A 26,167-nucleotide genomic window follows, 5' to 3' on the forward strand; every position below is an offset into this window, starting at 1 on the left:
ATACCTCTTGCCCCACCCGTACCGCTGGTGCCCAGCCTGCCCAGCCGTACGCATGAAGTACTCGTCACTCTGCACTTCTCACTGGCGTGCCGGGTCCGGGCAGCCTGCTCGACCGGTCGTCACGGAAGGGGCGAGGGGCGTCGCACCCGGCACCCTTGAGGCCATACCCATGTCGGCCGAAGTCACAAACCTGGCTCGGAAACCTGGCTCGGAGCTACTGATGTCTGACGTAACGCGCCCCCGCCGCACGGCCGCGGTGATCCCGGCCGCCGGCCGCGGCGTACGCCTCGGTCCCGGCGCCCCCAAGGCCCTGCGGGCCCTCGGAGGCACCCCGATGCTCGTCCACGCGGTCCGCGCGATGGCCCGCTCCCGCGCGGTGTCCGTCGTGGTGGTCGTCGCCCCCGCCGCCGAGGCGGCCGAGGTGCGCCTGCTGCTCGCCGAGCACGCGCTGCCCGAGCGGACCGAGGTCCTGGTCGTCCCCGGCGGCGATACCCGGCAGGAGTCCGTACGGGCCGGCCTGGACGCGCTGCCGCAGGACGTCACCTCCGTACTGATCCACGACGCGGCTCGCCCGCTCGTCCCGGTGGACACCGTGGACGCCGTCGTCGAGGCCGTGCGCGACGGCGCCCCCGCCGTTGTCCCCGCGCTCCCGCTGGCCGACACCGTCAAGGAGGTCGAGCCCGGCGGGCCGGGCGAGCCAGAGCCGGTCGTCGCCACGCCCGAGCGGGCCCGGCTGCGCGCCGTGCAGACCCCGCAGGGCTTCGACCTCGCCACGCTGCTGAAGGCGCACGCCGCGATCGCCGTGGACGGCGAGGGCGCCACCGACGACGCCGGCATGGTGGAACGCCTCGGCGTCCCCGTCGTGGTGATCCCGGGACACGAAGAGGCCTTCAAGGTCACCCGTCCGCTCGACCTGGTCCTCGCCGAGGCCGTACTCGCCCGCAGGAGGGCCACCGATGCCTACTGACCCCGCCGCGCCGCTGATCCCCCTCGTCGGGATCGGCACCGACGTGCACGCCTTCGAGACCGGCCGCGAGCTGTGGTGCGCCGGCCTGCTGTGGGAGGGCGAGGACGGCCTCGCCGGGCACTCCGACGGCGACGTCGCCGCGCACGCCGCCTGCGACGCCCTCTTCTCGGCCGCCGGAGTCGGCGACCTCGGCGCCCACTTCGGCACCTCCCGCCCCGAGTGGTCCGGCGCCGCGGGGGTCACCCTGCTCGCGGAGGCCGCCCGGATCGTGCGCGCGGAGGGCTTCGAGATCGGCAACATCGCCATCCAGGTGATCGGCGTACGCCCCAAGATCGGCAAGCGGCGCGAAGAGGCACAGAAGGCGCTCGCGGCCGCCGCGGGCGCCCCCGTCTCCGTATCGGGCACCACCACCGACGGACTGGGCCTCACCGGCCGTGCCGAGGGTCTCGCCGCCCTCGCCACCGCCCTCGTGTACCGGACGAACCGGGCCTGAACGCCCGCCGGGACGGCACATCTTCGGCAACAAAGCGGCCCCGCGGCCCCAAAGGTCGCGGGGCACTGCTACAGGCGCACTACCCTGGATGCCGTGACTATTCGCCTGTACGACACCAACGCCCGGCAGATCCGCGACTTCACCCCGCTCGTTCCGGGCTGCGTCTCGATCTACCTCTGTGGTGCCACCGTGCAGGCGGCCCCGCACATCGGGCACATCCGGTCGGGTCTCAACTTCGACATGATGCGCCGCTGGTTCGAGTACCGCGGCTACGACGTCACCTTCATCCGCAACGTCACCGACATCGACGACAAGATCATCACGAAGTCGGCCGAGCAGGGCCGCCCCTGGTGGTCCATCGGCTACGACAACGAGCAGGCATTCAACAACGGCTACGACGCCCTCGGCTGCCTGCGGCCCACCTACGAGCCGCGCGCCACGGGCCACGTCCCCGAGATGATCGAGATGATGCGCGGTCTGATCGAGCGCGGTCACGCCTACGAGGCCGACGGCAACGTCTACTTCGACGTGCGATCCTTCCCCGGCTACCTGAGCCTGTCCAACCAGGAGCTCGACAACCTGCTCCAGCCCTCCGGCGAGGGCGAGACGGGCAAGCGCGACCCCCGAGACTTCGCCATGTGGAAGTCCGTCAAGCCGGGCGAGCCCTCCTGGGAGACCCCGTGGGGCCGCGGCCGTCCGGGCTGGCACCTCGAATGCTCCGCCATGGCGCACAAGTACCTCGGCGAGGCCTTCGACATCCACGGCGGCGGCCTGGACCTGATCTTCCCGCACCACGAGAACGAGATCGCCCAGGCCAAGGCCTTCGGCGACGCGTTCGCGAACTACTGGGTCCACAACGCCTGGGTCACCATGGCCGGCGAGAAGATGTCCAAGTCCCTCGGGAACTCGGTCCTCGTCTCCGAGATGGTCAAGCAGTGGCGCCCGATCGTCCTGCGCTACTACCTCGGCACCCCGCACTACCGGTCGATGATCGAGTACAGCGAGGAGGCGCTGCGGGAGGCCGAGTCGGCCTTCGCACGCATCGAGGGCTTCGTCCAGCGCGTCGTGGAGAAGGCCGGCGGCCCCGTCGAGGCCGCGAAGGAGGTCCCCCCCGCCTTCGCCGAGGCCATGGACGACGACCTCGGCGTCCCGCAGGCGCTCGCGATCGTCCACACCACCGTCCGCCAGGGCAACAGCGCGCTCGCCGCCGACGACAAGGACGCGGCCATCGCCCGCCTGTCCGAGGTGCGGGCGATGCTGGGCGTCCTCGGTCTGGACCCGCTCGACCCGCACTGGGCCGGTGAGACCGACCGCGGCGAGGACCTCCACGGCGCCGTCGACACGCTCGTACGCCTGGTCCTGGACCAGCGCGAGTCCGCCCGGGCCCGCAAGGACTGGGCGACCGCCGACGCCATCCGCGACCAGCTCCAGCAGTCCGGCCTGGTCATCGAGGACAGCCCGACGGGGCCGCGCTGGACGCTCGGCGCCCGCTGAGCCCCCGGCACCCGGAGCAGTCCGACTGTGCCGCCCGGCCTTCCGGGCGGCACACTCTTCATACGTACATATCGCAGCATCAACGAAAACAGGTAGAGGTCATGGCCGGGAACAGCCAGCGCAGGAACCGCCGCACGTCCAACAAGAAGGGCGCGACGATCGGCAGCGGTGGCCAGCGGCGTAAGGGCCTGGAGGGCAAGGGCCCCACGCCCAAGGCCGAGGACCGCAAGAAGCACAAGGCGAACCGCATCGCCAACGCCATGGCCCGCCAGGCGGCCAAGCGCCGCCCCGCCCCGCGCCGCGGCGGCCCGAAGGGCACCAGCGAGATGGTCGTCGGCCGCAACCCGGTCTTCGAGGCGCTGCGCGACGGCGTCCCCGCCACGACCCTCTACGTCCAGCAGTTCATCGACAACGACGAGCGCGTACGCGAGGCGCTCCAGATCGCCGGCGAGCGCGGCAACATCAACCTGATGGAGGCCCCGCGCCCCGAGCTCGACCGGATGACCAACGGGCTCAACCACCAGGGCCTGGTCCTGCAGGTCCCGCCGTACGAGTACGCGCACCCCGAGGACCTCACCGACGCCGCCTACGACAACGGCGAGGACCCCCTCATCGTCGCCCTCGACGGCGTCACCGACCCGCGCAACCTCGGCGCGATCGTCCGCTCCGTCTCCGCCTTCGGCGGCCACGGCGTGGTCATCCCCGAGCGCCGCGCCGCCGGCATGACCGCCGGTGCCTGGAAGACCTCGGCCGGTACCGCCGCCCGCACCCCGGTCTCCCGCGTCACCAACCTCACCCGCGCCCTGCAGGAGTACAAGAAGGCCGGCATCGCGGTCGTCGGCCTCGCCGCCGAGGGCACGCACGAGGTGCAGGACCTGGAGGCGCTCGGCGGTCCGGTCGTCATCGTCGTCGGCTCCGAGGGCAAGGGCCTCGGCCGCCTCGTCGGCGAGAACTGCGACTACCTCGTGCGCATCCCGATGCCGGGCGGCGCCGAGTCCCTCAACGCCGGTGTTGCCGCGGGCGTCGTGCTCTACGAGGCGGCCCGCCGCCGCGCCACGCAGCCGCGCACCTGATCGCCTTGATCCACTTGGCTCACGGAAAATGACCCGTGAGCGTGCCACCCCGCCCGTTTCGGGCGGGGTGGCTTGATCTTGACGGGTCTCGGACAGATCCCTGATGTCAAGGCAGTGTCCTAAACACTGATCACTCGGTTAGATGAGTGTGGACACCAGAACGTCAGGGTTCGACGACCAGCCCGCGCTGAGCATGGTCAAGGTGCCGTGCGACCCCGCACAGGTCATCGTCAACCACGCCAGCTTCCGCGTGCGGCTCGCACCGAGCCCGAGCGCGCGTTCCAAGCCCGCGAAGGCCCCCGGCCGCGCGCCCGTCCTGGGCGGCGCCGTGGTGGCGGCCGCCGGGGCCACCCGCCGCCGGGCCCCCGTGGTCTGGAGCGGCAAGTCCGACAGCGGAGACGCCGCCGCGGCCATGGGCGGACTGCTCCAGGCAGTGCGCGAGGCCGGGCGCGGCCACGACGAGTACGACGGCGGAGCCACCCAGGTCATCCCGCGCGTCGACATGGCCCACGACCTCGCCGAGGACACCCTCGCCACGCCGACCGTCATCGGCCAGCGCAGCTACGGGGACCCGGCCGAGACGCGCCCGCTGGCCGCCGTACGGGACCTCCCGTACGAGCAGCCGCCCGGTTCCGGGGCCGGCGGCGCGCCGGAAACCCGGCGCCCCCCGGCCGACAACCGCGGGCAGGCCTCCTACTACCCCGGCCGCCGGATGAACCTCGGGGTCGTGCTGCTCCCGCTGCGCGTCTTCCTCGGCTTCATCTCCATCTACGCCGGCATGGGCAAGCTGTGCGACCCCGTCTACTTCGACGGCGGCGAGCGCGGCTCCATGGTCACCTGGCTGCACACCCTCACCCCGTGGGCGCTGGCCGAGCCGCTGCGCGACTTCGCGCTCGCGCACCCGGTGGGCGCGGGCCTCAGCGTGGCCTTCCTCCAGGTCATCGTCGGCGTGCTGACGGTCTTCGGCCTGTGGCAGCGGTTCGCCGCCTGCTTCGGGGCGCTGCTGTCCGCCGCCCTGCTGATGACGGTCAGCTGGAAGACCGTCCCGGCCTACGACGCCCCCGACATCATCTACCTCGCCGCCTGGAGCCCGCTGATCATCGCGGGCGCCCCGGTCTACTCCCTCGACGGGCGGCTCGCGGGCGAGGCCTGGCGCACCCTCGGCCCCCGCTCCGAGGTCTGGCGGCTGCGCCGCCGCGTACTGCGGCGCGGGGCCGTCATGGCGACCGTCGTCTGCGGCCTCACCCTGCTCATCGGCTCGCTGCTCGGCGGCGCCGTCCGCTCCACCACCGTCGTCACCGTCCCCGGGCCCGGCCAGGCCCCCAGCAACTACCTTCCGGGCCGTCCGCTGCCCCAGGCGCCGGCCAAGCAGCAGCCCGCACCGCAGCAGCCGAACCGGCAGTCGTCCTCGCCGACGCCCTCCCCGTCCGAGCCGTCCGCCAAGGCCGGGAAGACGGCGTCCGGCGCGCCCTCCCGGGGGACCGCCGGGACGGGCTCGGAGTCGCCGACGGCGACCCGGGGCGCGACCGGCAAGCAGCAGACCCCGCGCAGCACGCCCCGGCAGTCGACGGCGCCGAAGTCGTCGTCCTCCTCGTCGGGCAGCAGCACGCGCGGGGGAGGCACCACTGCGACCAAGCAGCCCGGCCTGATCGGCGGGCTCATCGGCTGAGCCCTCCGCCAGGGGCCGGCCCGCAGGGGCCCGGGACGCGAGAGCGTGCCGGGCCCCTGCGGTGTGTCCGGGGCGGTGGTCGGGGCGCGACCGAGCCGTGGCGGGGGCCCGGGCGGGGCGCTGGGCGGGGTCCTTGGCGGGTCCTCGGCGGGTCCTCGGCGGGTCCTTGGCGGGAGGGGCCGGGCGGGACCGGGGGGCGCGGCCCGGGGGTGGCGTGTGCTGCGGGGCCTCAGGAGCCCGTCTGCGCCGCCAACTCCCGTGCGGCCTCGGTCAGGTCCTTGGCCGTGTCGATCGCCCGCCAGTAGGCGCCCTGGGGCAGCGGGAAGCCGGCCAGCCGCCGCTCCCGCGCCAGCCGCGGGAAGGTGGTGCGCTCGTGGTCCCCCAAGTCGGGGAGCAGCGCGGCGAATTCGGGCCCGAAGACGTACACGCCGGCGTTCACCGGGTAGGGCGACGGCGGGGCCTCGATGAAGTCCAGTACGTGCCCGAACTCATTGGTCTCCACCACCCCCCACGGGATCCGCGGCCGGGCCAGCGCGAGCGTCGCCACCGCCCCGCGCTCGGTGTGGAAGGCGGCCATCTCGCGGAGCGAGAAGCGCGTCCAGACGTCGCCGTTCGTCGCGTACCAGGCCCCGTCGGGGTCGGGGAGGTGCCGCGCGGCGTACTTCAGGCCGCCGCCGCGCCCCAGCGGCTCCTCCTCGACCACGGTGGTCACGCGGAGCGGCAACGGGGCTTCGGCCAGCCACTCCTGGAGCACCCCGGCGAGGTGCCCGCAGGAGACCACGGCGTCGGTGACCCCTTCGGCCGCCAGCCAGGCCAGTTGGTGCCCGATGATCGGCAGCCCGGTCCCCGGGATCTCGACCATCGGCTTGGGGCGGTCGTCGGTGTACGGACGCAGCCGCGACCCCTGGCCGCCCGCCAGGACGACTGCCTGGGCGGGGGCGGCGGGGAACGCGGCTGCGGAGGGGGCGGATCGGGGGTCGTCGTCGGTCATGACGGCCAGCGTAGGGACGGGTCGCGTCAGCCCATGGAGGCGACGCCGGAGGCGTACGAGGTGTCGCAGACGGGCCGGGAGAACGACTGGGCCTTCGTCGGGCCGTACGCCTCGACGGCGGCGCGGCCGAGCGCACGGGCGATGCCCACGCAGTGCTCGGCGAGCGACGGGCGACGGTTCACCTCCTGCTGGAGGTGGGTCAGGACGTCACCGGGCGCCTGGCCCTGCTGCAGTTCGCCGACGAGCTGGGTGCGCAGCACCTCGTGGGCGGCGCGCGGCTTCGCGGGCGTGGAGACGCCCTCGGCGGACGCGGTGACGAGCTGGGAGGAGGAGGTGTCCGCCCAGGGGACCATGGTGACCGCGAGGGTCCCGGACAGGACCAGGACGACGGGCAGGACCAGGGCGAGGGAACGGCCGATTCGGCGGGCAGTGTGGGTCACGAGGGCGAGAGTAGCGCTCGGTGAGGATTTGGCGACATTTAGTCACCCTGTCGGGGGATGGTTCGACGTGGCTTTTCGAATTGACGGTTGACGGACGCGTCCGAATGGCCCGGTCTGCCGGGGTTCCTGGGGGGTGCTCTTCCGCAACGGACGGCGGAGGGGCGCCCCTTGCGCGGGACGCCCCTCCAACTCCTTTTCCGGTACGACTAGTCGGACAGTCGCTGTCCGGAAGACGTCGAGAAGACGTGGATCTCGCCGGCCCGCGGCACGATGTGCAGGCTGGAGCCCTTCTCCGGGACCTGGCGGCCGCCCACGCGGACGACGAGGTCCTGCGAGCCCTCGGCCGCGGAGGTGGAGCCGTAGACGTAGCCGTCGGCGCCGAGTTCCTCGACGACGTTCACGGTGATGGTCAGGCCGCCGGTCTCGGCGACGTCGAAGTGCTCCGGGCGGACGCCGACCGTGACGGTGCGGTCGCCGGCGTCGGCCGCGGCGGACAGCGCCGCGCGCGAGACCGGGACGACGCTGTCGCCGAACTTCACGCCGCCGTCGGTGATCGGGACCTCGACCAGGTTCATGGCGGGGGAGCCGATGAAGCCGGCGACGAAGAGGTTCGCGGGGCGGTCGTACATGTTGCGCGGGGTGTCGACCTGCTGCAGCAGACCGTCCTTGAGGACGGCGACGCGGTCGCCCATCGTCATGGCCTCGACCTGGTCGTGGGTGACGTAGACGGTGGTGATGCCGAGGTCGCGCTGCAGGGCCGCGATCTGCGTGCGGGTGGAGACGCGGAGCTTGGCGTCGAGGTTCGACAGCGGCTCGTCCATCAGGAACACCTGCGGCTTGCGGACGATGGCGCGGCCCATGGCGACGCGCTGGCGCTGGCCGCCGGAGAGCGCCTTCGGCTTGCGGTCGAGGTACTGGGTCAGGTCCAGCATCTTCGCCGCGTCCTCCACCTTCTTGCGGATGGTGGCCTTGTCCTCGCCGGCGATCTTGAGCGCGAAGCCCATGTTGTCGGCGACGCTCATGTGCGGGTACAGCGCGTAGTTCTGGAACACCATCGCGATGTCCCGGTCCTTGGGCGGCAGGTGGGTGACGTCGCGGTCGCCGATGCGGATGGCGCCGCCGTTGACGTCCTCCAGACCGGCGAGCATGCGCAGCGAGGTGGACTTGCCGCAGCCGGAGGGGCCGACGAGGACGAGGAACTCGCCGTCCTCGATCTCCAGCTCCAGCTGGTCGACGGCGGGCTTGTCGCCGCCCGGGTACAGACGGGTCGCCTTGTCGAAAGTGACAGAAGCCATGGTGAGGAATCCCTTCTACCGGCAGGAACGTGCCGGACGATCCGAGTGGAAGGTCTAGTCCAGAAACCGGACTCCGCCCGACGCTACCTCCCGTGACGGCGTCTGTCAGCACTGCGGGGGTGTGGGATTGTCGGTGCGGCCTGCTTCCATGCGCCCGTGAGCGTGTACGAGATCCTCCCGGCCCTCCCCGACGTCCCCGTCCTGCGCGACCGGTGCCGGGCCCTGGCCGCGCTGGAGACGGTGATGGACACCCGGGACCAGTTCTTCGCGTACGCCGCCGACTGGTCCGAGACGGAGGAGGCGGCCCTCATGGACAACGGCTCGGGCGACGACTACGCGATCGTCTTCTCGGCGGCGGGCGCGTACGCGCGCGGCTTCGCCCACGAGTCCGCGATGAGCCCGTGGGCCGGCGACGACCTGGAGGTCTGGCCGGGGCTGCTGGACGCCGTGCCCGAGGCCTTCCGCCCGTACGTGACCGAGCCGGCGTTCTGCGACGACGACGACGACGGCCCCGCCGTCCCACGCGTCACCGTCGTGTTCTGGCGCGAGGCGGAGGACGGGGCGTGGCACACGGGACCGGTGGAGATCCCCGGCGGTCCCGGCGGCTACGGCGACGGCGCCCGGGCCCTCTTCGAGGTGCTCGCGGCGGGCACACCGGAGGCCTACCGCGACTTTGCCGAGGAGTATCACGAGCGGCCCATGGACCTGGACGCGATCCGTCACGTGTTCGCCCTGCGTCCCCTCACGGGCGACGTGGTCAAGGCGCTGAACCCGCAGGCCGACCCCGGCGCCGTGGCGGAGGCCGTTGCGGCGACGGGGTACCCCGTGGGGGGCCGGCCAATGTGATGGCAGGGGGAATCGCGTGCTGTGTAGAGTGATGGCGGCTTCGCTCGGCGTGCGCGCGAGTGGGTCGTGCCTCCTTAGCTCAGTCCGGCCAGAGCAACGCACTTGTAATGCGTAGGTCGTCGGTTCGAATCCGACAGGGGGCTCCGTGAACCCCAGGTCACCTGTCGTGACCTGGGGTTTTTCGTGCCTGTGGGCTGCGGGCGCGGTCGGGGGCGGGGGTCGGCGCGGGGGCCAGCCTGTTCGAGTGGTGGTGCTCGGCCGGAAGGGGGGCTCCCCGCGGCCGGTGTGATCATGGGCTTCGCTGAGGGAACCCTGCCTCGACTGGATCAGCCGGGCGGCCGGCTGCGGGAGAAGTGAGGAGCCTTCATGGCGTGTTACGGGCAGAGCAGCGTACGACGTGTGCTGACGGGCGCGGCGATCGGCCTCGTCCTGGCGGTCACCGGCGCCGCGGGACCCGCGCAGGCGTCCACGGGGACGGCACCGGCGTCGAAGGCGCGTGCGGTGTGCCCGCCGACGCCGCTGTGGGCCAACACCGGCGGGAACGACCAGCGGCTCATCCAGTACGACACGACGGGCAACGCGCTCAGCAACGTCCCGCTGGCCCGCGACTACGGCGACATCGCGTTCAGCCCCAACGGTTCGACGCTGTACGGGGTGGACTTCCCCGGGGCCGCCGGCGCGACCTCGCTCTACACCATCGACCCCGTCACCGGTGCGGAGACGTCCGGCCGGCCGGTCTCGGGGCCGCTGGCAGCGGTGACGTCGACGCCCGCCGTCAACGGCCTGACCGCCCGCGCGGACGGAGCACTGATCGCCGGCTCGTTCAATTCGAGCCAGATCTTCCTGATCGACCCCGCCACGGGCGTCTCCTCGCTGTTCCCCGCATCCTTCCCGGCCGGCGTCGTCTCGGCGGGTGACTTCATCACCCTCGACGACGGCGACGTCCTGGCCTTCGGCGCCACGGGCGCCGGAAGCCTCTCCCCGGTGTTCCGGATCCGCCCCGACAACACCGTCGTCCAGATCGGCACGGTCCCCCAGACCTTCGGCGCGGCCAAGTCCGCGGGCAGCGTCTACGCCTTCGCCTCCAACGGCGACATCAACCTGCTGACCAGCCTGCCCACCACGCCGTCGACCGCGCCGCTGCCGGTGACGACCGTCGAGGCGACCGGCCGCGGCTTCTACGGGGCCACCTCCGCGCAGGACAGCGGCGGCTGCGTCGTGCCCGCCTACACGGTGGCGAAGTCGGCCTCGCCGACCGGCCCGGTGAACGAGGGCAACACCGTCACCTACCGGCTCGCCGTCACGAACACCGGCACCGTCGCCGCGAACGGCGACTTCACCGACGACCTGAGCGACGTCCTGGACGACGCCACCTTCGTGCCGGGCTCGCTCACCTCCACCAGCGGCTCCGCGGACCTCACCGGGAACACGCTGTCCTGGACCGGCACGCTGGCACCCGGCGGCACCGCCACCGTCAGCTACCAGGTGCGGGTCAACACCCCGGACACCGGCGACCGCACCCTGGTCAACTACGTCGCACCCACCGCGCCCGGCGGCTCCTGCTCGTCGGCGCGCACCTGCTCCGTCACGATCCACGTCAAGAAGAGGCACGACCACAAGGACTGCGACAGGCCCGGCCACGATCACGAGCCCGGGCGCGAGCACGGTCACAAGCCCGGGCACGACGGCTGACGCCTCCCCGCGGTGAAGCGGCGGGCCCGGTACGCGTCACGCGTGCCGGGCCCGTTTGCGTCCGTGCGGTCAGTGGCGGCCCGAGACGCGGTCGGCGAGACGGGCCAGGGGGGACGTCGTCGGGGTGTGGGTGGCGGCCTCGCGGCGGTCCGCCTCGCGGTAGGCGGCGTAGAGGGCCTGTACGCCGAGCCAGCGGAAGGGCTCCGGCTCCCAGCGGCGGACCCGGTGGTTCACCCACGGCAGGGTCGTCAGCCCGGTGGACTCGCCGAGGACCAGGTCGCGCAGGGTACGGGCGGCGAGGTTGGAGGTCGCTACGCCCGAGCCGACGTAGCCGCCCGCCCAGCCCACGCCGGTGGTGCGGTCCAGGGTGACGGTCGCGCACCAGTCGCGGGGGACGCCCAGCACGCCCGACCAGGCGTGGGTGATCTCCGTGCCGGCGAGCGCCGGGAAGAAGGAGAAGAGGAGGTCGCGGAGCGACGCGACCGTGGCCGGCTGGGTGCGGCCGTCGTGGTCGGTGCGCGAACCGAAGCGGTACGGCACCCCGCGCCCGCCGATCGCGATGCGGTCGTCGGCGGTGCGCTGGGCGTACATGTACGCGTGGGCCATGTCGCCCAGGACCTCGCGGCCCGACCAGCCGAGCCTCGCCCACGTCTCGGCGGGCAGCGGGGCGGTCGCGATCATCGAGGAGTTCATCGGGAGCCACGACCGCCTCTGGCCCTTGAGGGCGGCGGTGAACCCTTCCGTGCAGCGCAGGACGAAGGGGGCGCGGACGGTGCCGTAGGGGGTCACCGCCCGGCCCGTGGCGATCTCCGTGACCGGGGTGGACTCGTGGATCACCACGCCGAGGCGTTCGCAGGCCGCGGCCAGGCCCCGGACCAGCTTGAGGGGGTGGATGCGGGCACCGTGCGGGCTCCAGCTGGAGCCGACCGCGTCGGCGATGTCGATACGCGCGCGGGTGGCGGCGGCGTCGTGCAGTTCGCGGTCGGTCTCGCCGAAGGCGAGCTCGGCGGCGTGGAAGGCCCGCAGGCGGCCGAGCTGGGCGGGGGTGCGGGCGACTTCGAGGACGCCGCCGCGGTGGACGTCGGCGTCGATGCCCTCCTTGGTGGTGACGTCGACGACCTCGGCGACGGTCTCGTTCATGGCCTGCTGGAGGCGGGCGGCGGCGGGCCGGCCGTGGAGGGCGGCGTAGCGGTCGCGGCCGGCGATGCCGTTGTAGAGCCAGCCGCCGTTGCGGCCGGAGGCGCCGTAGCCGCAGAACTTCTGCTCCAGGACGGTGACGCGCAGGTCGGGGGCGGCCTGCTTGAGGTAGTAGGCGGTCCACAGGCCGGTGTAGCCGCCGCCGACGATGACGACGTCGGTGGTGGTGTGGGCGGTGAGGGGCGGGCGGGGCGGGGTGGTGGGGGCGTCGGTCGCGTACCAGAAGGAAATGCCGCCGTTGATCGTCATGGGAGAGTTGCTACCCGGTTCTCCGCTCGGGGCGCCAGGGACGCAGTGTCGGGGGGCGGGGGCTGATACGCGGCTGGCTGCCGCTTGCCCTGCGGGCGGCTCGGCGGTGCGGGCGGGTGTTCCGGGCGCTGCCCGGACCCGCGCCTCAAACGCCGGCGGGGCTGGTTGGGCGGGGTCTCGGTGTGGGGTGGTGCCCCGCACGAGGGTCTCCTCGGCGCGGCACCCCGTACCGACCAGGCCGACCCGGATCGACGATCCAGCCCCGCCGGCGTTTGAGGCGCGGGTCCGGGCAGCGCCCGGGCACCGGCCCGGTGAGCCCCCCGTAGGGTGCGGGCATGATCCGTAGTGCGGAAGTGGCCGATGTCCCCGTCATCCACGCGATGATCCGTGAGCTCGCGGAGTACGAGAAGGTGCCGCACGAGGCGCGGGCGACCGAGGAGCAGTTGCGGGAGGCGCTGTTCGGGGTGCGCCCGGCGGTGTTCGCGCACGTGGCGGAGAGCGCGGACGGGGAGGTCGTCGGCTTCGCGGTGTGGTTCCTGTCGTTCTCGACGTGGCGCGGGGTGCACGGCATCTACCTGGAGGACCTGTACGTACGGCCGGGCGTGCGCGGTGGCGGGTACGGCAAGGCCCTGCTGGCGGAGCTGGCGCGTACGTGCGTCGAGCGAGGCTACGAGCGGCTGGAGTGGTCGGTCCTGAACTGGAACGCGCCGGCGATCGCTTTCTACGAGGCCCTGGGGGCGCGGCCGCAGGAGGAGTGGTCGGTGTACCGGCTGACGGACCGGGCGCTGGCGGAGCTGGGCCGACAGGCATAGCCGGAGGGTGTCAATGCGCTGCCGTGACCCTTTTGCGCATAGCCCGAATGGGCTATCTTCACATAGTCATAACTGGCGTACTGTGCACTGTTGTTGAGATGGCGGCGCGCGCCGCCGATCGGCAAGGAATCGTCCCGTTGGCCGGCTGACCTTCCGGAGCGTGCCGTGTCCGAGATCGAGTCGAAGAAGCCATTTCTGGAACTCCGCGCGGGAGGATTCCACCTCGTGGTGCAGAAGGCGCCCGTGCGCCTGATGAGCCTGCTGGCCGCGGTCGGTTGCTCCGGATTCACTGCGTGGTGGACGTCCCGATGACCGCGCCCGCGCTCCGCCGAAGTCAGGGTTCGAGGACGACCTTGCCCGTTGTGGACCTGGCCGGGGGCGGGGACGGGGCGGACGGTCAAGCGCGCGGGCCGTTGTCAGTGCCGTCGGTCACGATGGGGGGCATGGTGCGAAACGGGCGGCAGCAGTCGGTGAAGGCGGCGCGGAGGCCGGAGCTGCGGCTGCCGGGGCTGACGGCCTGGGAGGGGCCGGAGCTGGAGCCGGACGGGGACTACGACGGGCTGGAGTTCGCGGACCTGGATCTGGCCGGGCAGGAGGGGGCCGGGGCGCGGTTCATGGACTGCGCGGTGCGGCGGTGCGCGCTGGACGAGGCGGGGCTGGCGAAGGCGCGGATCCTGGATTCGGTGCTGGAGGGGGTCCGCGGGGTGGGGACCGACCTGTCGGGGGCGTCGCTGCGCGACGTGGAGCTGGTGGACGCCCGCCTGGGTGGGGTGCAGCTGCACGGGGCCGCGCTGGAGCGGGTGGTGGTCCGCGGCGGCAAGATCGATTATCTGAACCTGCGCAAGGCACGGTTGAGGGACGTGGTCTTCGAGGGCTGCGTGCTCGTGGAGCCGGACTTCGGGGACGCGGTGCTGGAGCGGGTGGAGTTCCGGGACTGCGCGCTGCGCGGTGCGGACTTCTCCGGGGTGCGCATGACGGAGGTGGATCTGCGGGAGGCCTCGGTACTGGAGATCGCGCGGGGGATCGGTGCGCTGGCCGGGGCGGTGATCAGTCCGGCGCAGCTGTTCGACCTGGCCCCGGCGCTCGCCGCGCAGCTGGGGGTGCGGGTGGTGCCGTAGGCGGCACCGGGCGCCTCGTCCGTCCCGCCGACGGGGTCACCCGGTCGGGTCAGGCGGGCGCGGACGACTGCGGCGGATGGCCGAGTGTCCGGATACTCGGCCGGGCGCCCGCCGTGTGCGCTGCCTACCGTCGCAGGCAGACGCACCGGTGCCCGAAACCCGTGGAGGTGTCATGACCCGTCGGTTCCGCCGCCTGACGGCCGCCTGCTGCGGCACGGTCGCCGTCGCCCTGCTCGTCGTGGCGGTCTTCGTCGGCACGCGGCCGCCGCGCGCGGGGTCGGGATCCCGGCCCGGGGGCGGTGCGGGGAGCGAGGCCGGCGGGACGGCCGTGGGCGCCTACCTCCACTACGGCTCGCCCGGTGTCGAGCGGATGGCGGAGCTGTCGCGCTGGCTCGGCGGTACCGAGCTGCGCGCGGGGCACACCTACCTGCCGGGCGACACCTGGGCGAACATCGAGGGGGCGCCGGACTCCCTGCGCACGTGGGCGCGGTGGCGCCGGGAGAGGGCCGACCGGCTGTTCGTCCTGAACGTGCCCATGCAGGAGCACAACGAGGCCGGGACACCCGACGACGGGGTCGCGAAGCTGATCCGCGCCGGCGCGCGGGGGGCGAACGACGAGCACTTCCGGCGGCTGGCCGCGCGGCTGGTCGACCTGGGGGTGCCGGACACGGTGATCGTGCTCGGGTGGGAGATGAACGGCTTCGACTACGCCCACCGTTGCAGTCCCGACCCGGAGAACTGGAAGACGTACTGGCGGCGCATCGTGGCCGCCATGCGGTCGGTGAAGGGGCAGCGGTTCCGGTTCGACTTCGCCCCGAACCGCGGGCGGGACGCCATCGCGTGGACGAGCTGCTACCCCGGTGACGACGTGGTGGACATCGTCGGCATGGACTCCTACGACCAGGAGCCCGGCGCCACCTTCGACGAGCAGGTCGCGCAGCCCTACGGGCTCCGGCAGCAGGTCGATTTCGCGAAGGCGCACGGCAAGCGGATCTCGTACCCCGAGTGGGGGCTGTTCCGGCACGGCGACAACCCCGACTACGTGCGGGGCATGCTGGCCTGGTTCGCCGAGCACGAGCCGCTCTACCAGAGCATCACCGACTACTGCCCGCACGGTGTGTGGCAGTGCGGGGAGAACCCGCGGTCGACGCGGGTCTTCCGGGAGTCCCTCTCCGGCGCGGCAGGCGTGACGGGCGCGGCAGGCGCGGCAGGCGCGGTAGGCGCGGCGAGTGTGCCCGGCGTGTCCGGCAGGCGTTTCTGACTACGCCGGTACGCGCGGGAAGCGGGCCTGGAGGGTCCAGATGGCCGGGTTGTCGCCGAGGCCGTCGTGCATGTCGATCAGGTCCGCGAGCAGGTCGTGCAGGAAGTCGCGGGCCTCGCGGCGCAGCAGCCGGTGGCTGAAGGTCAGCGGGGCCTCCTCGGCGGGCATCCAGTCGGCCTCGACGTCGACCCAGCCGAAGCGGCGCTCGAAGAGCATGCGGTCCGTGGACTCGGTGAAGTCGATCTCGGCGTACTGGCGGTTGGCGGAGCGGCTGCCGCGCGGGTCCCGGTCGAGCTGCTCGACGATGTCGCACAGGGCCCAGGCGAAGTCCAGGACCGGCACCCATCCCCAGGCTGTGGACACTTCCCGGTCCGAGTGGGTGTCGGCGAGGTACACGTCCCCGCAGAACAGGTCGTGGCGCAGCGCGCGGACGTCCGCCGAGCGGTAGTCGGTCTGCGGGGGGTCGGGGAACCGCCGGGAGAGGGAGTAGCCGATGTCGAGCACGTACCCGATGGTGTCACGGGTCCCGGGGTGTCCCCACCTGGGCGTCAGGAGGGCAGGAGGCGCTGTTCCTTCGCGACGGAGACGGCGCCCGCGCGGGTGTCGACGCCGAGCTTGTCGTAGATGCGGCCCAGGTGGGTCTTGACCGTGGCCTCGCTGATGAACAGGGCGCGGGCGATGTCGCGGTTGCCGAGGCCGCGGGCGAGCTGGCCGAGGATGTCGAGTTCGCGGTCGGTGAGGGTGGGGCGGCTGCCGCGCATGTGGGCCATCACCCGGCTCGCGACCGGTGCGGAGAGGGTGGTGCGGCCCTGGGCGGCCGAGTGGATCGCGGCGAAGAGCTCCTCGGGGCGTTCCGCCTTGAGGAGGTAGCCGGTGGCGCCCGCGCCGATGGCACGGGTGATGTCCGCGTCCGTGTCGTAGGTGGTGAGGACGAGGACGTGCGGGGGCCGCGGGAGGGCGGTGATGCGGCGGGTGGCCTCGACGCCGTCGATGCCCTCGCCGAGCTGGAGGTCCATGAGGACCACGTCGGGGTGCAGCTTGGCGGCCAGGGCGACGGCCTCCTCGCCGCTGCCGGCCTCGCCGAGGACTTCGATGTCGGGTTCGCTGCCGAGAAGGGCCAGGAGGCCGGCGCGGACCACCACGTGGTCGTCGCAGAGCAGGATCGTGGTCATGGAGCGGGCTCCAGGGGGACGGCCGCGGAGAGGACGGTGCCCTCGCCCGGCGTGGATTCGATGGTCAGGGTGCCGCCGAGCCGGCGGACGCGGGCCCGCATCGCCGGGAGGCCGTGGCCGCGCCGGTCGGCGTCGGTGCGGGATCCGGTGCGGGGTCCGGTGCGGGGTCCGGATCGGGGACCGGTGCCGGGTTCGGTGCCGGGTTCGGTGAAGCCGTGGCCGTCGTCGGCGACGTCGAGCACGACCTGGTCGCCGAGGAAGCTCAGGGTGAGCGCGGCCGTACGGGCGCCGGAGTGTTCCCGGACGTTGGCGAGGGCGCCCTGGGCTATGCGCAGCAGGGCGGACTGGACGCGGTCCGGGAGGGGGGCCGGGGTGCCTTCGAGGTGGAAGCGGACCTCGATGCCGGGGCCGGCGTCGAGGGCGCGCAGGGCGTCGGCGAGGCCGGCGCCGTCGGCGAGCTCGGACGGGGCCAGGTCGTGGACCAGTCGCCGGGCCTCGGCGAGGCCGTGGGCGGCGATGCCGGTGGCGGTGCGGACGTGCCCGCGGGCGGTGGCGGGGTCGGTGTCCCAGGTGCGGTCGGCGGCCTGGAGGAGCATCTGCTGGCTGGAGAGGTTCTGGGCGAGGGTGTCGTGGATCTCCATGGACAGCCGCTGGCGTTCCGCGAGGGTGCCTTCGCGGCGCTCGGTGGCGGCCAGCTCCCGGCGGGTCCGGATCAGGTCGTCGATCAGGGCGCGCTGCGCCTGGGCCTGGCGTTCCATGTGGACGAAGACGGCGGTGGCGAGGGCGGCGACGGCGGGTGGTGCGAGGAGGAGGTTGGGGTCGAAGGACTTGGACAGCTGGAGCTGGGCGGTCACGACGAAGGCGGTGAGGAGGGCGACGAGGACGATGGCGGCGCGTGGGGGGAGGGTGCGCAGGGCGGTGAAGAAGAGGGGTACGGCGCACCAGGCGAAGCTCGGCGCGAGGACGACGAGGACGACCCAGGTGGTGACGACCAGGCCGAGCCAGAGGAGGCGGCGGCGGGTGGGGGCGGCGCCGAGGGCCGGGCCGAGTACGTAGAGCAGGGCCAGGGTGATGCTGAGGGCGAGGACCCATGGGGTGCGGGGTTCGCCGGGGTGGCGCAGCAGGAAGCGGGCCACGGAGGCGCCGAGGAGCAGGAAGAAGGCGGTGTGCGCGACCGTCGCGAGGGTTCGGGTGTCCGGCCTGATCGCGGGGTGACTCACCGGTGCTCCTGGTGTGGGGGGATTGCGTCCATTGTCGCCTGCAGTGCCGCTCCCGGGGCTCCGCCCGGGGCCCCCGCGCCTCAAACGCCGGCGGGGCTGGAAGAGCGGGGCTCCGCCCGGGGCCCCCGCGCCTCACACGCCGGTGGGGCTGGAAGAGCGCGGCTCCGGCCCGGGCCCCGCGCCTCACACGCCGGTGGGGCTGGAAGAGCGGGGGAGGTCCGGGGTCATGGTTGCCCCGCCGGGAGGCGATGCGCATCGGCCGATCGGTTGACCCCCGGGTCAGCCGGTGCGGTGGACGGGGCGAGCCGGTACGGGGACGGGGCGGAGGGGGGTGCGGGCACAGGCTTGGAGCAGTGAAGGAGCCGGTCCGACCGGCCCGGGCCGATCCGATGGCCTCACCGCGTCACCGAAGCCACCGTTCTCAGGAGCTGCAGAGATGAACACCCGCACCCGCGTCCTCACCGGTACCGCCCTCGCCGTCGCCCTGGGCGCCGGGGCCTTCGGTGCCGTGAGCGCCAGCGCGACCCCCGCCGCCCCCACCACCGCTCAGGCCGCCGCCGTCGCGGGGAAGAAGGACGGCCCGAGCGACAAGAACTTCACGACGACGACCCACCTGACCGTCGACGCCGCCACCCGCGCCGCCCAGGCCGCCCTCAAGGCCGCCGCGGACGAGAACCAGAAGGTGACCGTCGCGGTGGTGGACCGCAACGGCAACACCATCGTCACCCTGCGCGGCGACGGCGCCGGCCCGCAGTCCTACGAGTCGGCGCAGCGCAAGGCGTACACCGCCGTGTCGTGGAACGCCCCGACCTCGGTGCTCGTGGGCCGGCTGGCCCAGGCCCCGAACCTGAAGGACATCCCCGGCACCCTCTTCCTCGGGGGCGGCACCCCGGTCCAGGCGAACGGCGCGCCCGTCGCCGGCATCGGTGTGGCCGGTGCCCCGAGCGGCGACCTGGACGAGAAGTTCGCCAAGGCCGGCGTCGACGCGCTCGGCAAGTAGAGTGCGCGGTTTGCCCGCTTAGGATCGAGTGTGTGGACCACCGCGCGCTCACCCGCCTCGCCGCCCCTGCCGTCGCCGCCCTGCTCGCCGTCACCGCGGCGTGCACGGGAGGCCCGGTGCAGGGGCGGCCGGGTGCGTCGGGGCTGCGCGACCCGTACTTCCCCAAGGCCGGCAACGGCGGTTACCAGGTCGAGCACTACGGGCTGGACCTGGACTACGACCCCGCCGACGGGGTGCTGCACGGCAGGGCCGTCATCACCGCGCGCGCCGAGCAGGGGCTCAGCTCCTTCAACCTCGACCTCAGCGGTCTGCGCGTGGAGGACGTGAGCGTCGACGGCGAGGGGGCCCGGTTCAACCGGACCGGCAACGAGCTGACCGTGCGCCCGGCCGACGACCTGAAGAAGGGCCAGGTGTTCCGCACGGAGGTCGAGTACAGCGGGCGGCCCAAGGCCCTCACGGACGCGGACGGCTCGAAGGAGGGCTGGATCGCGGGCGAGGACGGCGCGGTCGGCGTCGGCGAGCCGGTCGGGTCGATGACCTGGTTCCCCGGCAACCACCATCCCGGCGACAAGGCCGCCTACGACATCACGATCACCGTTCCACGCGGCTACGAGGCCGTGTCGAACGGGGAGTTGAAGTCCCGGACCGACGGCGGCGACGGCCGTACGCGGTTCGCGTGGCACAGCCCGGAGCCGATGGCGAGCTACCTGGCCACCGCCGTCGTCGGCCCGTACGAGGTGACCACCGGGCGGACGCCCTCCGGGGTGTCCCTCTACAACGCGGTCTCGCCGGAGGAGGCGGCCGCGAGCGAGCGTACGCTGGCGCGGCAGGCGGAGATGCTGGAGTGGGGCGGCCGCCGGTTCGGCCCCTACCCCTTCGGTACGGCGGGTGCGGTCGTCCTGCCCGCCGGGACCCTCGACTACGCGCTGGAGACGCAGACCAAGCCGGTGTACCCGGGTGCGCCCGGCGACGAGGCGCTGGTGCTGCACGAGCTGGCCCACCAGTGGTTCGGCAATTCGGTGTCGCCGAAGACCTGGAAGGACATGTGGCTCAACGAGGGCTTCGCGACCTACGCCGAGTGGCTGTGGGACGAGGACCACGGCGGGCCCACGGCGCAGGAGCACTTCGACGCCCTCATGACCGGTGACACGGACGTGGACGAGGCCGCCGGTTCCGACTGGGCCGCCTTCCCGCCGGCCGATCCGCCCGGTCCCGAGGACATCTCGGGGAGCCCGGTGTACCAGCGCGGCGCGATGGTGCTGCACCGGATCCGGCAGGAGGTCGGCGACGAGAAGTTCTTCGCGATGGTGCGCGGCTGGGCCACCGACCACCGGCACGGGAACGCGAGTACGGCCGATTTCACCGCCTACGCGCAGGAGCGGACGGGCCACGACCTGAAGAAGGTCTGGGACGTCTGGCTGTACGGCGAGGGCCGCCCCAAGTAGGCCGTGCCCGGCACCAGGGGCCCTAGGTCCTGTCGGACCTAGGCCGGGCCGAGGGGCTTGCGCAGCACCGTGCAGTCGCGGCCCAGTTCGCGGTCCTTGGCCCGGCGCAGGGGGGAGTAGCCCTGGGAGCGCCAGAAGGCCAGGGCCTTCGGGTTGTTGTCCAGTACGGCGATCTGCAGGCCGATGCGTCCGGCGGCGCGGAAGCGGTCCTCGACGAGGGTGGCCACGGCGCGGCCGTATCCCTCGCGGTGTGCGGTGGCGTCGATGAGCAGCAGGCCGATCCACGGGTCGTCGTCCGCGGGGGCGGCGGCCGGGTCGTGGGCGAGGGTGGCGGCGAGGCCGACGAGGCGTCCCGCGCTGCGGGCGAGGAGGATCTCGGCGCTGTCGTGGGCGAGTTCGTCGGCGAGGGCGGCCGCGACCTGTTCCACCGTGATGCGGTTCGGATCGGGGAAGTCGCCGCTGAGTTCGAAGAACGCGTGGTTGGTCGAGTAGAGGGCGGCGATCTCGGTCAGGACCGGGCCCGGGAGGGCGCCGTCCACGGGGACCAGCGGTTGGAGGATCACCTGTGGAACGGTAGCGAAGCCCCCTCCCCGGACGGCCGGGAGGGGGCTTCGCCCGCGCCGGTGTCCCGGGGCCGGCCTCGGCGGCCGGCCCGGTCCTGCGGAGCAGGACGGCTCAGACGTTGACGCCGAAGTCCTGGGCGATGCCGGTGAGGCCGGAGGCGTAGCCCTGGCCGACCGCGCGGAACTTCCACTCCGCGCCGTTGCGGTAGAGCTCGCCGAAGACCATGGCGGTCTCGGTCGCCGCGTCCTCGGAGAGGTCGTAGCGGGCGATCTCGGCGCCGCCGGCCTGGTTCACCACGCGGATGTAGGCGTTGCGGACCTGGCCGAAGTTCTGGCTGCGGCTCTCGGCGTCGTAGATCGAGACCGGGAAGACGATCTTGTCCACGTCGGCGGGGAGGCCCGCGAGGTTGACGTTGATGGCCTCGTCGTCGCCCGCGCCCTCGCCGGTGCGGTTGTCACCGGTGTGGACGATGGTCTGGTCCGGGGTGGACTTGTTGTTGAAGAAGACGAAGTGGCCGTCGGAGACGACCTTGCCCGTCGCGTTGACGGCGATGGCCGAGGCGTCGAGGTCGAAGTCGACACCGGTCGTGGTGCGGACGTCCCAGCCGAGACCGACCGTGACGGCAGCGAGGCCCGGGGCCTCCTTCGTGAGCGAGACGTTGCCGCCCTTGGACAGGCTGACAGCCATGGGAATGTCCCTTTCCTCATCCGACATGCACGTACAGGCGGTCAAACTACCGCTGACCCCTATAACGCGACGAGAGGCCCGTCGGGTTCCCGCTCCGCATTCCGGATGACGGCAAATGCGGGTGACGCGGACCGGGCGGGCACGGATCATAGGGGCATGCCTGGTCCTTATGTCATCCGCGGTTCGGTCGCGCTCCCCGAGGGGGAGCTCTCCTGGCGTTTCTCGCGGTCCTCCGGGCCCGGCGGGCAGCACGTGAACACGTCGGACTCGCGCGTGGAGCTGCTGTTCGACCTGGCGGCGACCAAGGCGCTGCCCGAGGTGTGGAAGGAACGGGCGCTGGAGCGCCTCGCCGGCCGGCTGGTGGGCGGGGTGGTGACCGTACGTGCCTCCGAGCACCGCTCGCAGCTGCGCAACCGGGAGATGGCGCTGGTCCGGCTGGCCTCGCTGCTGGCCGAGGCGACGGCGCCGCCGCCCAAGCAGCGCCGGCCGACGAAGATCCCGCGCGGGATCAACGAGCGGCGGCTGCGGGAGAAGAAGGCGCGGGCCGAGACCAAGCGGGGCCGCACCGGCCGGGACTGGTAGCGGCGGGGCTTCGTCGGCCGAAGGGGGCGACCGCGACCGGTGGCCGTACCCGGTCCGCTGCCGGCCGTGGCCGGTTCGCCGGCCGAAGCAGGCCCGGTGGCCGTGGCCGGTCCGCTGGCCGTGGCCGGTGCGGTGGCCGGGAAGGGAGCGCGGGCCGGGTTCAGCCCAGGTGCCGGTAGCGCCCGCGGAAGTACGTCAGGGGCGCCGAGTCCGGGGACGGCAGCGCGGCCGTCAGGACCCGGCCGATGACCAGCGTGTGGTCACCCGCCTCGACGCGTTTCTCCGTACGGCACTCCAGGGTGGCGAGGGCGCCGCTGAGCAGGGGCGCGCCGGAGGCCTCGCCCCGTGCGTACGGGAGGTCGGCGAAGAGCAGCCGGTCGCTGATGCGCCCCTTCATGGCGAAACGGCCGGCGATCTGGAGCTGGTGGTCGGCGAGGACGGAGACCGCCCACAGCGGCTGGTCCGCCAGCAGGTCGTCCATGCGGGAGCCCTCGCGCAGGCTCACCAGCACCAGGGGCGGCTCCAGGGACACGGACATGAAGGCGGTCGCCGTCATGCCGACGTCCTCGCCGCGCGGGCCGTCGGCCGTCAGCGGGGGCTCGTGGGCGGTGATCAGGCACACGCCCGCGGCCAGCCGGGACATCGCGTCGCGGAACTCGTCGTTGCTCACCCCCTCAGCATGGGGGCTGGCGTCGGGCGGGACGGGTACGGGGGTCGTCTTCAGCACGGTGAAACGCTAATCTCGCCCTCCCGTGGCGCACATCGGGCCCTGGTCCGAGTCGCGCCCCCACCCCTCGGCCTAGGCCCAGGCGTATCGTTTGCTCACGAGAATGAGGGGGAGCGCTCCCAGTCCGAACCTCCGCAACGCGCACCGTTATTCATCTCATGTGACTTGAGTCACAGAGGGCAAGATTTGTTGACCCTGTGTACCTGCCGCACAGCTCACTGTGATTCAGTGGACGGGACACCGCAACGAAACGCCGATGACAAACCTGGAGTTGCTGTCGAGGTCTCGGGGAGAGCGAGCAATGGAGACCGAGTCGGAGCCGTACGTCCGTCTTGCGACCCTGCGGCAGCTGCACCGGGTGGTGGCCGATCTCAATACGGCCCGGAGCCTGGCGGACACTCTGCAGACCGTCGTGGACGGCATCGTCGTGGGCCTCGGCTATGAACTCGCCTGTGTCAACCTCGTTCGCCCGGACGGCGATCTGGTCGTCGCCGCATTCGCCGGCGACCCCGCCGCGGAGGCACTCATCACAGGTCGCGTGGGGTCCCGCGCCTCGTGGGAACGCCGTCTGACGATGGGTGAGTGCTGGGACGGACTCCGCTTCATCCCGCACACCGAGGGCTGGGTCCTCCTGGAGGACGACGTCCCCCAATGGCACACCGACGGCCCCGATCCGCGCTTCGAGGACGAGTGGCACCCGGAGGACCGGCTCTACGCCCCCATGTACGCGTCCGGCGGGGAACTTCTGGGTGTCATTTCGGTGGACAGGCCGCGCAACGGCCGCCGGCCCGGGGCCTGGGGCCGCGAAGCGCTCCAGATGTACGCCTTCCAGGCGGCGATTGCGATCAGCAATGCCAGGCTCCGGGCGAACATGCAGCGCGCCCTCGTCCGGCTGGAACGCGAGCAACAGGCGCTCCGCGCAAGTGAAGAGTCGTTCCGCCAGGCCTTCGAGTACGCGCCCAGCGGCATGGCCATCGCCGAGATGGGCGGGGACCAGCACGGGCGGCTGCTGCGCACCAACGACGCCCTGTGCCGGCTGCTCGGCCGCCCCGCCTCCGTACTGCGCCGCTACTCCTTCTCCGACCTGGTCCACCCCGAGGACATCGGCACCCTGCTGCGCACCTCCGCCGAGGGCGGCCGCGCCGAGCTGCGCCTGGGCCGCCGGGACGGCACGTACGTCTGGGTCTCGCTGCGCAACTCCGTCGTGGCGGACGCCGCCGACGGGCCGCGCTTCCTGCTGACGCACGTCGAGGACATCGAGGAGCGCAAGCGCCACGAGCTCCAGCTCGCCCACCGGGCCAGCCACGACTCGCTGACCGGCCTGCCCAACAGCGCCGAGCTGCGGGCGCGGCTCGGCGCGCGGCTGTGCCGCAGGCCGCAGTCGGCGCGGGCGAGCGCGATCGAGGCCCTGGACGCGGCCTTCGAGGGGCGGGACGGATACGGCGGGCAGCCGGGCCAGGCGGGTCAGCCGGGCCAGGTCGGCCCCGACGGGTACGAGGTGCGGGCGGAGGCGGGTGGTGCCGGTGAGCACGGCTTTCAGCCCGACGGCCCCGACCGGTACGGCGGCGCCGATCCCTTCGACTTCCCCGGCGCGCCGACCGCCCCCACGGACGGGCCGTACGACCACCACGTGCACACGGTGGCGCCCGCCACGGACGTCGACGACGGGACGAAGGGGCTCGCGGTGCTCTTCTGCGACCTCGACGGCTTCAAGTCGATCAACGACCGGTTCGGGCACCACACCGGTGACGCGGTCCTGATCGAGGTCGCCCGGCGGCTGACGACGGGCGTCAGGGACGGGGACACCGTCGCCCGGCTGGGGGGTGACGAATTCGTCGTCCTGGCCGACGGCCTCGGTGCCGCGGACGCCGCGGACCTCGCCGTCCGGCTGCGCAACGCGATCATCCCGCCGATCCGCGTGGACGGCCGTGCGGTGCGCGTCGGCGCCAGTTTCGGGATCGGCTGGGCCAGCTGCGGCATGTCGGCGGACGAGGTGCTGCGCTCCGCCGACCAGCGGATGTACATCGAGAAGAGGTCCCGTTCCAAGGCGCACCGCCGGGCGGGCTGAGCCGGTCCGTCGCCCGTAGGTGCACCTGTTCGGGGTAGGCTCCCGTGGGTCGAAAGGAGTGACCTGCGATGACGACGCCCGCGAACAACGGCTCGCACGGTGGGGCGAACAAGCCCGAGGACGATGATCCGTTCGGCTATCTCTACGAGGATGGCCAGGCGGCCGGCGCCACCCCGCCCACGTCGGGCGGCGGGTACGGCTACCCCGGCGGGTCGTCCGGCGGTCACCCCGGTGCGCAGCCCGGCGTCCCCCGTACCTCGCACCACCAGGTGCGGACGGTCGGCGAGCGCAGGAACGGCGGCGGGCGCGGCCCCGTGCCCCAGCAGAGCCCCGGCTACCAGGCCCAGTACCAGGCCCCCGAGGCGCTCCAGGCGGGCGGCTACGGCGTTCCGCAGCAGCCGCAGGCTTCGCAGACCCAGACGATGGGGCATCCCGGCGGCGGTCACGGTGGCCACGGCGGTCGCGGCGGTGCCGGTGCGTCCGGCCGGCGCGGTCTGCTGATCGCGGCCGTCGCGGTGGTCGGCGCCGTGGTGATCGGCATCGGCGCGGCCCTCGCCTTCGGCGACAAGGACAAGGACGAGAAGCCCCAGGACACCGCGAACGGCGGCCAGCAGTCGGCGGCCCCGCAGGACCCGGCGAGCCCCGCCCCGAGCACGAAGCCCTCCCAGGCCCCGCTGCCGAAGGCCGACTTCGGCGGCAGCGGCATGTCCCTCACGGGCGGCGCGAACCTGCAGAACACGCTGCCGGGTGCCAAGAGCGAGAACGGCCAGTACGTGACCGGCCTGAACGCGATCGGTGCGGCGGCCACGTGGTCGGTGGACGTGCCGAAGGCGGGCAAGTACAAGCTGAAGATGACCTACGGGGTGCCCGGCAAGGACGCCAACACCACGCTGACCGTCAACGGCGAGGCGCAGACCCGGCCGGTCAACATGGCGAACTTCTCCAAGGCCGCCGCGGGCGACTGGGCCAAGGGGTGGACGAACACCTACTCGCTGGTGGACCTCAAGCAGGGCCCCAACACGATCAAGATCTCGTGCGAGGCCAACAACCAGTGCGACGTCGTCCTCGACCAGCTCTGGCTCGAACAGGGCTGACCCGGCCCACC

At 72.8% G+C, this 26,167-nt stretch carries 26 protein-coding genes and 1 tRNA gene; 17 read left to right on the top strand and 10 right to left on the bottom strand.

The window, feature by feature from the left end:
* The first annotated feature begins 220 nt into the window (after positions 1 to 220).
* The 5 genes from ispD to AC2RP6_RS21925 all read left to right on the top strand — a co-directional run bounded on the left by ispD (position 221) and on the right by AC2RP6_RS21925 (position 5,696).
* Positions 221 to 967 (top strand): 2-C-methyl-D-erythritol 4-phosphate cytidylyltransferase, encoded by a 747-nt coding sequence (gene ispD, locus AC2RP6_RS21905; RefSeq protein ID WP_486447714.1) that lies wholly within the window; start codon positions 221 to 223, stop codon positions 965 to 967.
* On the top strand, positions 957 to 1,460 hold the full coding sequence (gene ispF, locus AC2RP6_RS21910) for a 2-C-methyl-D-erythritol 2,4-cyclodiphosphate synthase (protein WP_486447715.1): 504 nt from the start codon (positions 957 to 959) through the stop codon (positions 1,458 to 1,460). The genes ispD and ispF overlap by 11 nt, the downstream gene beginning before the upstream one ends.
* Before the next feature lie 93 nt (positions 1,461 to 1,553).
* A complete protein-coding gene (gene cysS, locus AC2RP6_RS21915) occupies positions 1,554 to 2,954 on the top strand; it encodes a cysteine--tRNA ligase (protein WP_486447716.1) in 1,401 nt (466 codons plus the stop codon).
* Positions 2,955 to 3,055: 101 nt separating this feature from the next.
* On the top strand, positions 3,056 to 4,027 hold the full coding sequence (gene rlmB, locus AC2RP6_RS21920) for a 23S rRNA (guanosine(2251)-2'-O)-methyltransferase RlmB (protein ID WP_486447717.1): 972 nt from the start codon (positions 3,056 to 3,058) through the stop codon (positions 4,025 to 4,027).
* Between the two features lie 142 nt (positions 4,028 to 4,169).
* Positions 4,170 to 5,696, top strand: coding sequence for a DoxX family protein (locus AC2RP6_RS21925; RefSeq protein ID WP_486447718.1), 1,527 nt, complete (start codon positions 4,170 to 4,172; stop codon positions 5,694 to 5,696).
* 229 nt (positions 5,697 to 5,925) lie between these two features.
* Here AC2RP6_RS21925 and AC2RP6_RS21930 read toward each other — a convergent pair whose 3' ends face one another.
* The 3 genes from AC2RP6_RS21930 to AC2RP6_RS21940 form a co-directional block, all read right to left on the bottom strand.
* Positions 5,926 to 6,687, bottom strand: a complete 762-nt coding sequence (locus tag AC2RP6_RS21930; protein WP_486447719.1) for a nucleotidyltransferase family protein — start codon at positions 6,685 to 6,687, stop codon at positions 5,926 to 5,928.
* 26 nt (positions 6,688 to 6,713) lie between these two features.
* Entirely contained in the window at positions 6,714 to 7,127 is a 414-nt protein-coding gene (locus AC2RP6_RS21935; protein WP_486447720.1) for a hypothetical protein, read from the bottom strand.
* Between the two features lie 206 nt (positions 7,128 to 7,333).
* Positions 7,334 to 8,422 (bottom strand): ABC transporter ATP-binding protein, encoded by a 1,089-nt coding sequence (locus tag AC2RP6_RS21940; RefSeq protein ID WP_030658977.1) that lies wholly within the window; start codon positions 8,420 to 8,422, stop codon positions 7,334 to 7,336.
* 156 nt (positions 8,423 to 8,578) lie between these two features.
* Between AC2RP6_RS21940 and AC2RP6_RS21945 the strand changes: the two genes are divergently transcribed.
* From AC2RP6_RS21945 to AC2RP6_RS21955, 3 genes are all read left to right on the top strand, one after another.
* Positions 8,579 to 9,268, top strand: coding sequence for a hypothetical protein (locus AC2RP6_RS21945; protein ID WP_486447721.1), 690 nt, complete (start codon positions 8,579 to 8,581; stop codon positions 9,266 to 9,268).
* 68 nt (positions 9,269 to 9,336) lie between these two features.
* Positions 9,337 to 9,411: transfer RNA gene (locus AC2RP6_RS21950), tRNA-Thr, on the top strand.
* Between the two features lie 223 nt (positions 9,412 to 9,634).
* Positions 9,635 to 10,960, top strand: a complete 1,326-nt coding sequence (locus AC2RP6_RS21955) for a DUF7927 domain-containing protein (RefSeq protein ID WP_486447722.1) — start codon at positions 9,635 to 9,637, stop codon at positions 10,958 to 10,960.
* 69 nt (positions 10,961 to 11,029) lie between these two features.
* Here AC2RP6_RS21955 and AC2RP6_RS21960 read toward each other — a convergent pair whose 3' ends face one another.
* On the bottom strand, positions 11,030 to 12,406 hold the full coding sequence (locus AC2RP6_RS21960; RefSeq protein WP_486447723.1) for an NAD(P)/FAD-dependent oxidoreductase: 1,377 nt from the start codon (positions 12,404 to 12,406) through the stop codon (positions 11,030 to 11,032).
* Between the two features lie 335 nt (positions 12,407 to 12,741).
* Between AC2RP6_RS21960 and AC2RP6_RS21965 the strand changes: the two genes are divergently transcribed.
* The 4 genes from AC2RP6_RS21965 to AC2RP6_RS21980 all read left to right on the top strand — a co-directional run bounded on the left by AC2RP6_RS21965 (position 12,742) and on the right by AC2RP6_RS21980 (position 15,597).
* A complete protein-coding gene (locus AC2RP6_RS21965; protein WP_486447724.1) occupies positions 12,742 to 13,218 on the top strand; it encodes a GNAT family N-acetyltransferase in 477 nt (158 codons plus the stop codon).
* A gap of 165 nt (positions 13,219 to 13,383) precedes the next feature.
* Positions 13,384 to 13,530: a hypothetical protein gene (locus tag AC2RP6_RS21970; protein WP_486447725.1), complete on the top strand. Its 147-nt coding sequence runs from the start codon at positions 13,384 to 13,386 to the stop codon at positions 13,528 to 13,530.
* Between the two features lie 122 nt (positions 13,531 to 13,652).
* Positions 13,653 to 14,336, top strand: coding sequence for a pentapeptide repeat-containing protein (locus AC2RP6_RS21975; RefSeq protein ID WP_486447726.1), 684 nt, complete (start codon positions 13,653 to 13,655; stop codon positions 14,334 to 14,336).
* Between the two features lie 172 nt (positions 14,337 to 14,508).
* Positions 14,509 to 15,597, top strand: a complete 1,089-nt coding sequence (locus AC2RP6_RS21980) for a glycoside hydrolase family 26 protein (RefSeq protein ID WP_486447727.1) — start codon at positions 14,509 to 14,511, stop codon at positions 15,595 to 15,597.
* Here the strand turns inward: AC2RP6_RS21980 and AC2RP6_RS21985 are convergent, their stop codons facing one another.
* Genes AC2RP6_RS21985 through AC2RP6_RS21995 form a run of 3 tightly spaced genes read right to left on the bottom strand, consistent with a single transcriptional unit; the run spans position 15,598 to position 17,989 of the window.
* Complete coding sequence (locus AC2RP6_RS21985; RefSeq protein WP_486447728.1) at positions 15,598 to 16,101, bottom strand: hypothetical protein; 504 nt, start codon at positions 16,099 to 16,101, stop codon at positions 15,598 to 15,600.
* Positions 16,102 to 16,145: 44 nt separating this feature from the next.
* On the bottom strand, positions 16,146 to 16,769 hold the full coding sequence (locus AC2RP6_RS21990) for a response regulator (RefSeq protein ID WP_030663223.1): 624 nt from the start codon (positions 16,767 to 16,769) through the stop codon (positions 16,146 to 16,148).
* The gene (locus AC2RP6_RS21995; protein ID WP_486447729.1) at positions 16,766 to 17,989 is read right to left on the bottom strand and encodes a sensor histidine kinase; all 1,224 of its coding nucleotides are present in this window, start codon (positions 17,987 to 17,989) and stop codon (positions 16,766 to 16,768) included. The genes AC2RP6_RS21990 and AC2RP6_RS21995 overlap by 4 nt, the downstream gene beginning before the upstream one ends.
* A 436-nt stretch (positions 17,990 to 18,425) precedes the next feature.
* Here AC2RP6_RS21995 and AC2RP6_RS22000 point away from each other — a divergent pair, with 436 nt between their 5' ends.
* Complete coding sequence (locus AC2RP6_RS22000; protein WP_486447730.1) at positions 18,426 to 18,989, top strand: GlcG/HbpS family heme-binding protein; 564 nt, start codon at positions 18,426 to 18,428, stop codon at positions 18,987 to 18,989.
* 32 nt (positions 18,990 to 19,021) lie between these two features.
* Complete coding sequence (locus AC2RP6_RS22005) at positions 19,022 to 20,434, top strand: M1 family metallopeptidase (protein ID WP_486447731.1); 1,413 nt, start codon at positions 19,022 to 19,024, stop codon at positions 20,432 to 20,434.
* 38 nt (positions 20,435 to 20,472) lie between these two features.
* Here the strand turns inward: AC2RP6_RS22005 and AC2RP6_RS22010 are convergent, their stop codons facing one another.
* Positions 20,473 to 20,997: a GNAT family N-acetyltransferase gene (locus AC2RP6_RS22010; protein ID WP_486447732.1), complete on the bottom strand. Its 525-nt coding sequence runs from the start codon at positions 20,995 to 20,997 to the stop codon at positions 20,473 to 20,475.
* A 112-nt stretch (positions 20,998 to 21,109) separates the two neighbouring features.
* The gene (locus tag AC2RP6_RS22015; RefSeq protein WP_030031143.1) at positions 21,110 to 21,685 is read right to left on the bottom strand and encodes a TerD family protein; all 576 of its coding nucleotides are present in this window, start codon (positions 21,683 to 21,685) and stop codon (positions 21,110 to 21,112) included.
* 156 nt (positions 21,686 to 21,841) lie between these two features.
* Here AC2RP6_RS22015 and arfB point away from each other — a divergent pair, with 156 nt between their 5' ends.
* Positions 21,842 to 22,267 carry an alternative ribosome rescue aminoacyl-tRNA hydrolase ArfB gene (arfB, locus tag AC2RP6_RS22020; RefSeq protein WP_030663206.1) on the top strand — a complete coding sequence of 142 codons (426 nt, stop codon included), beginning with the start codon at positions 21,842 to 21,844 and terminating at the stop codon, positions 22,265 to 22,267.
* A gap of 160 nt (positions 22,268 to 22,427) precedes the next feature.
* Here arfB and AC2RP6_RS22025 read toward each other — a convergent pair whose 3' ends face one another.
* Positions 22,428 to 22,994, bottom strand: a complete 567-nt coding sequence (locus tag AC2RP6_RS22025; protein ID WP_486447733.1) for a flavin reductase family protein — start codon at positions 22,992 to 22,994, stop codon at positions 22,428 to 22,430.
* A gap of 301 nt (positions 22,995 to 23,295) precedes the next feature.
* Here AC2RP6_RS22025 and cdgB point away from each other — a divergent pair, with 301 nt between their 5' ends.
* Together cdgB and AC2RP6_RS22035 are read left to right on the top strand one after the other, a co-directional pair.
* A complete protein-coding gene (cdgB, locus tag AC2RP6_RS22030) occupies positions 23,296 to 25,062 on the top strand; it encodes a diguanylate cyclase CdgB (protein WP_486447734.1) in 1,767 nt (588 codons plus the stop codon).
* Positions 25,063 to 25,130: 68 nt separating this feature from the next.
* Positions 25,131 to 26,156 carry a CBM35 domain-containing protein gene (locus AC2RP6_RS22035; RefSeq protein ID WP_486447735.1) on the top strand — a complete coding sequence of 342 codons (1,026 nt, stop codon included), beginning with the start codon at positions 25,131 to 25,133 and terminating at the stop codon, positions 26,154 to 26,156.
* The last annotated feature ends 11 nt before the right edge of the window (positions 26,157 to 26,167 follow it).

Source organism: Streptomyces sp. WAC03905 (assembly GCF_057371075.1).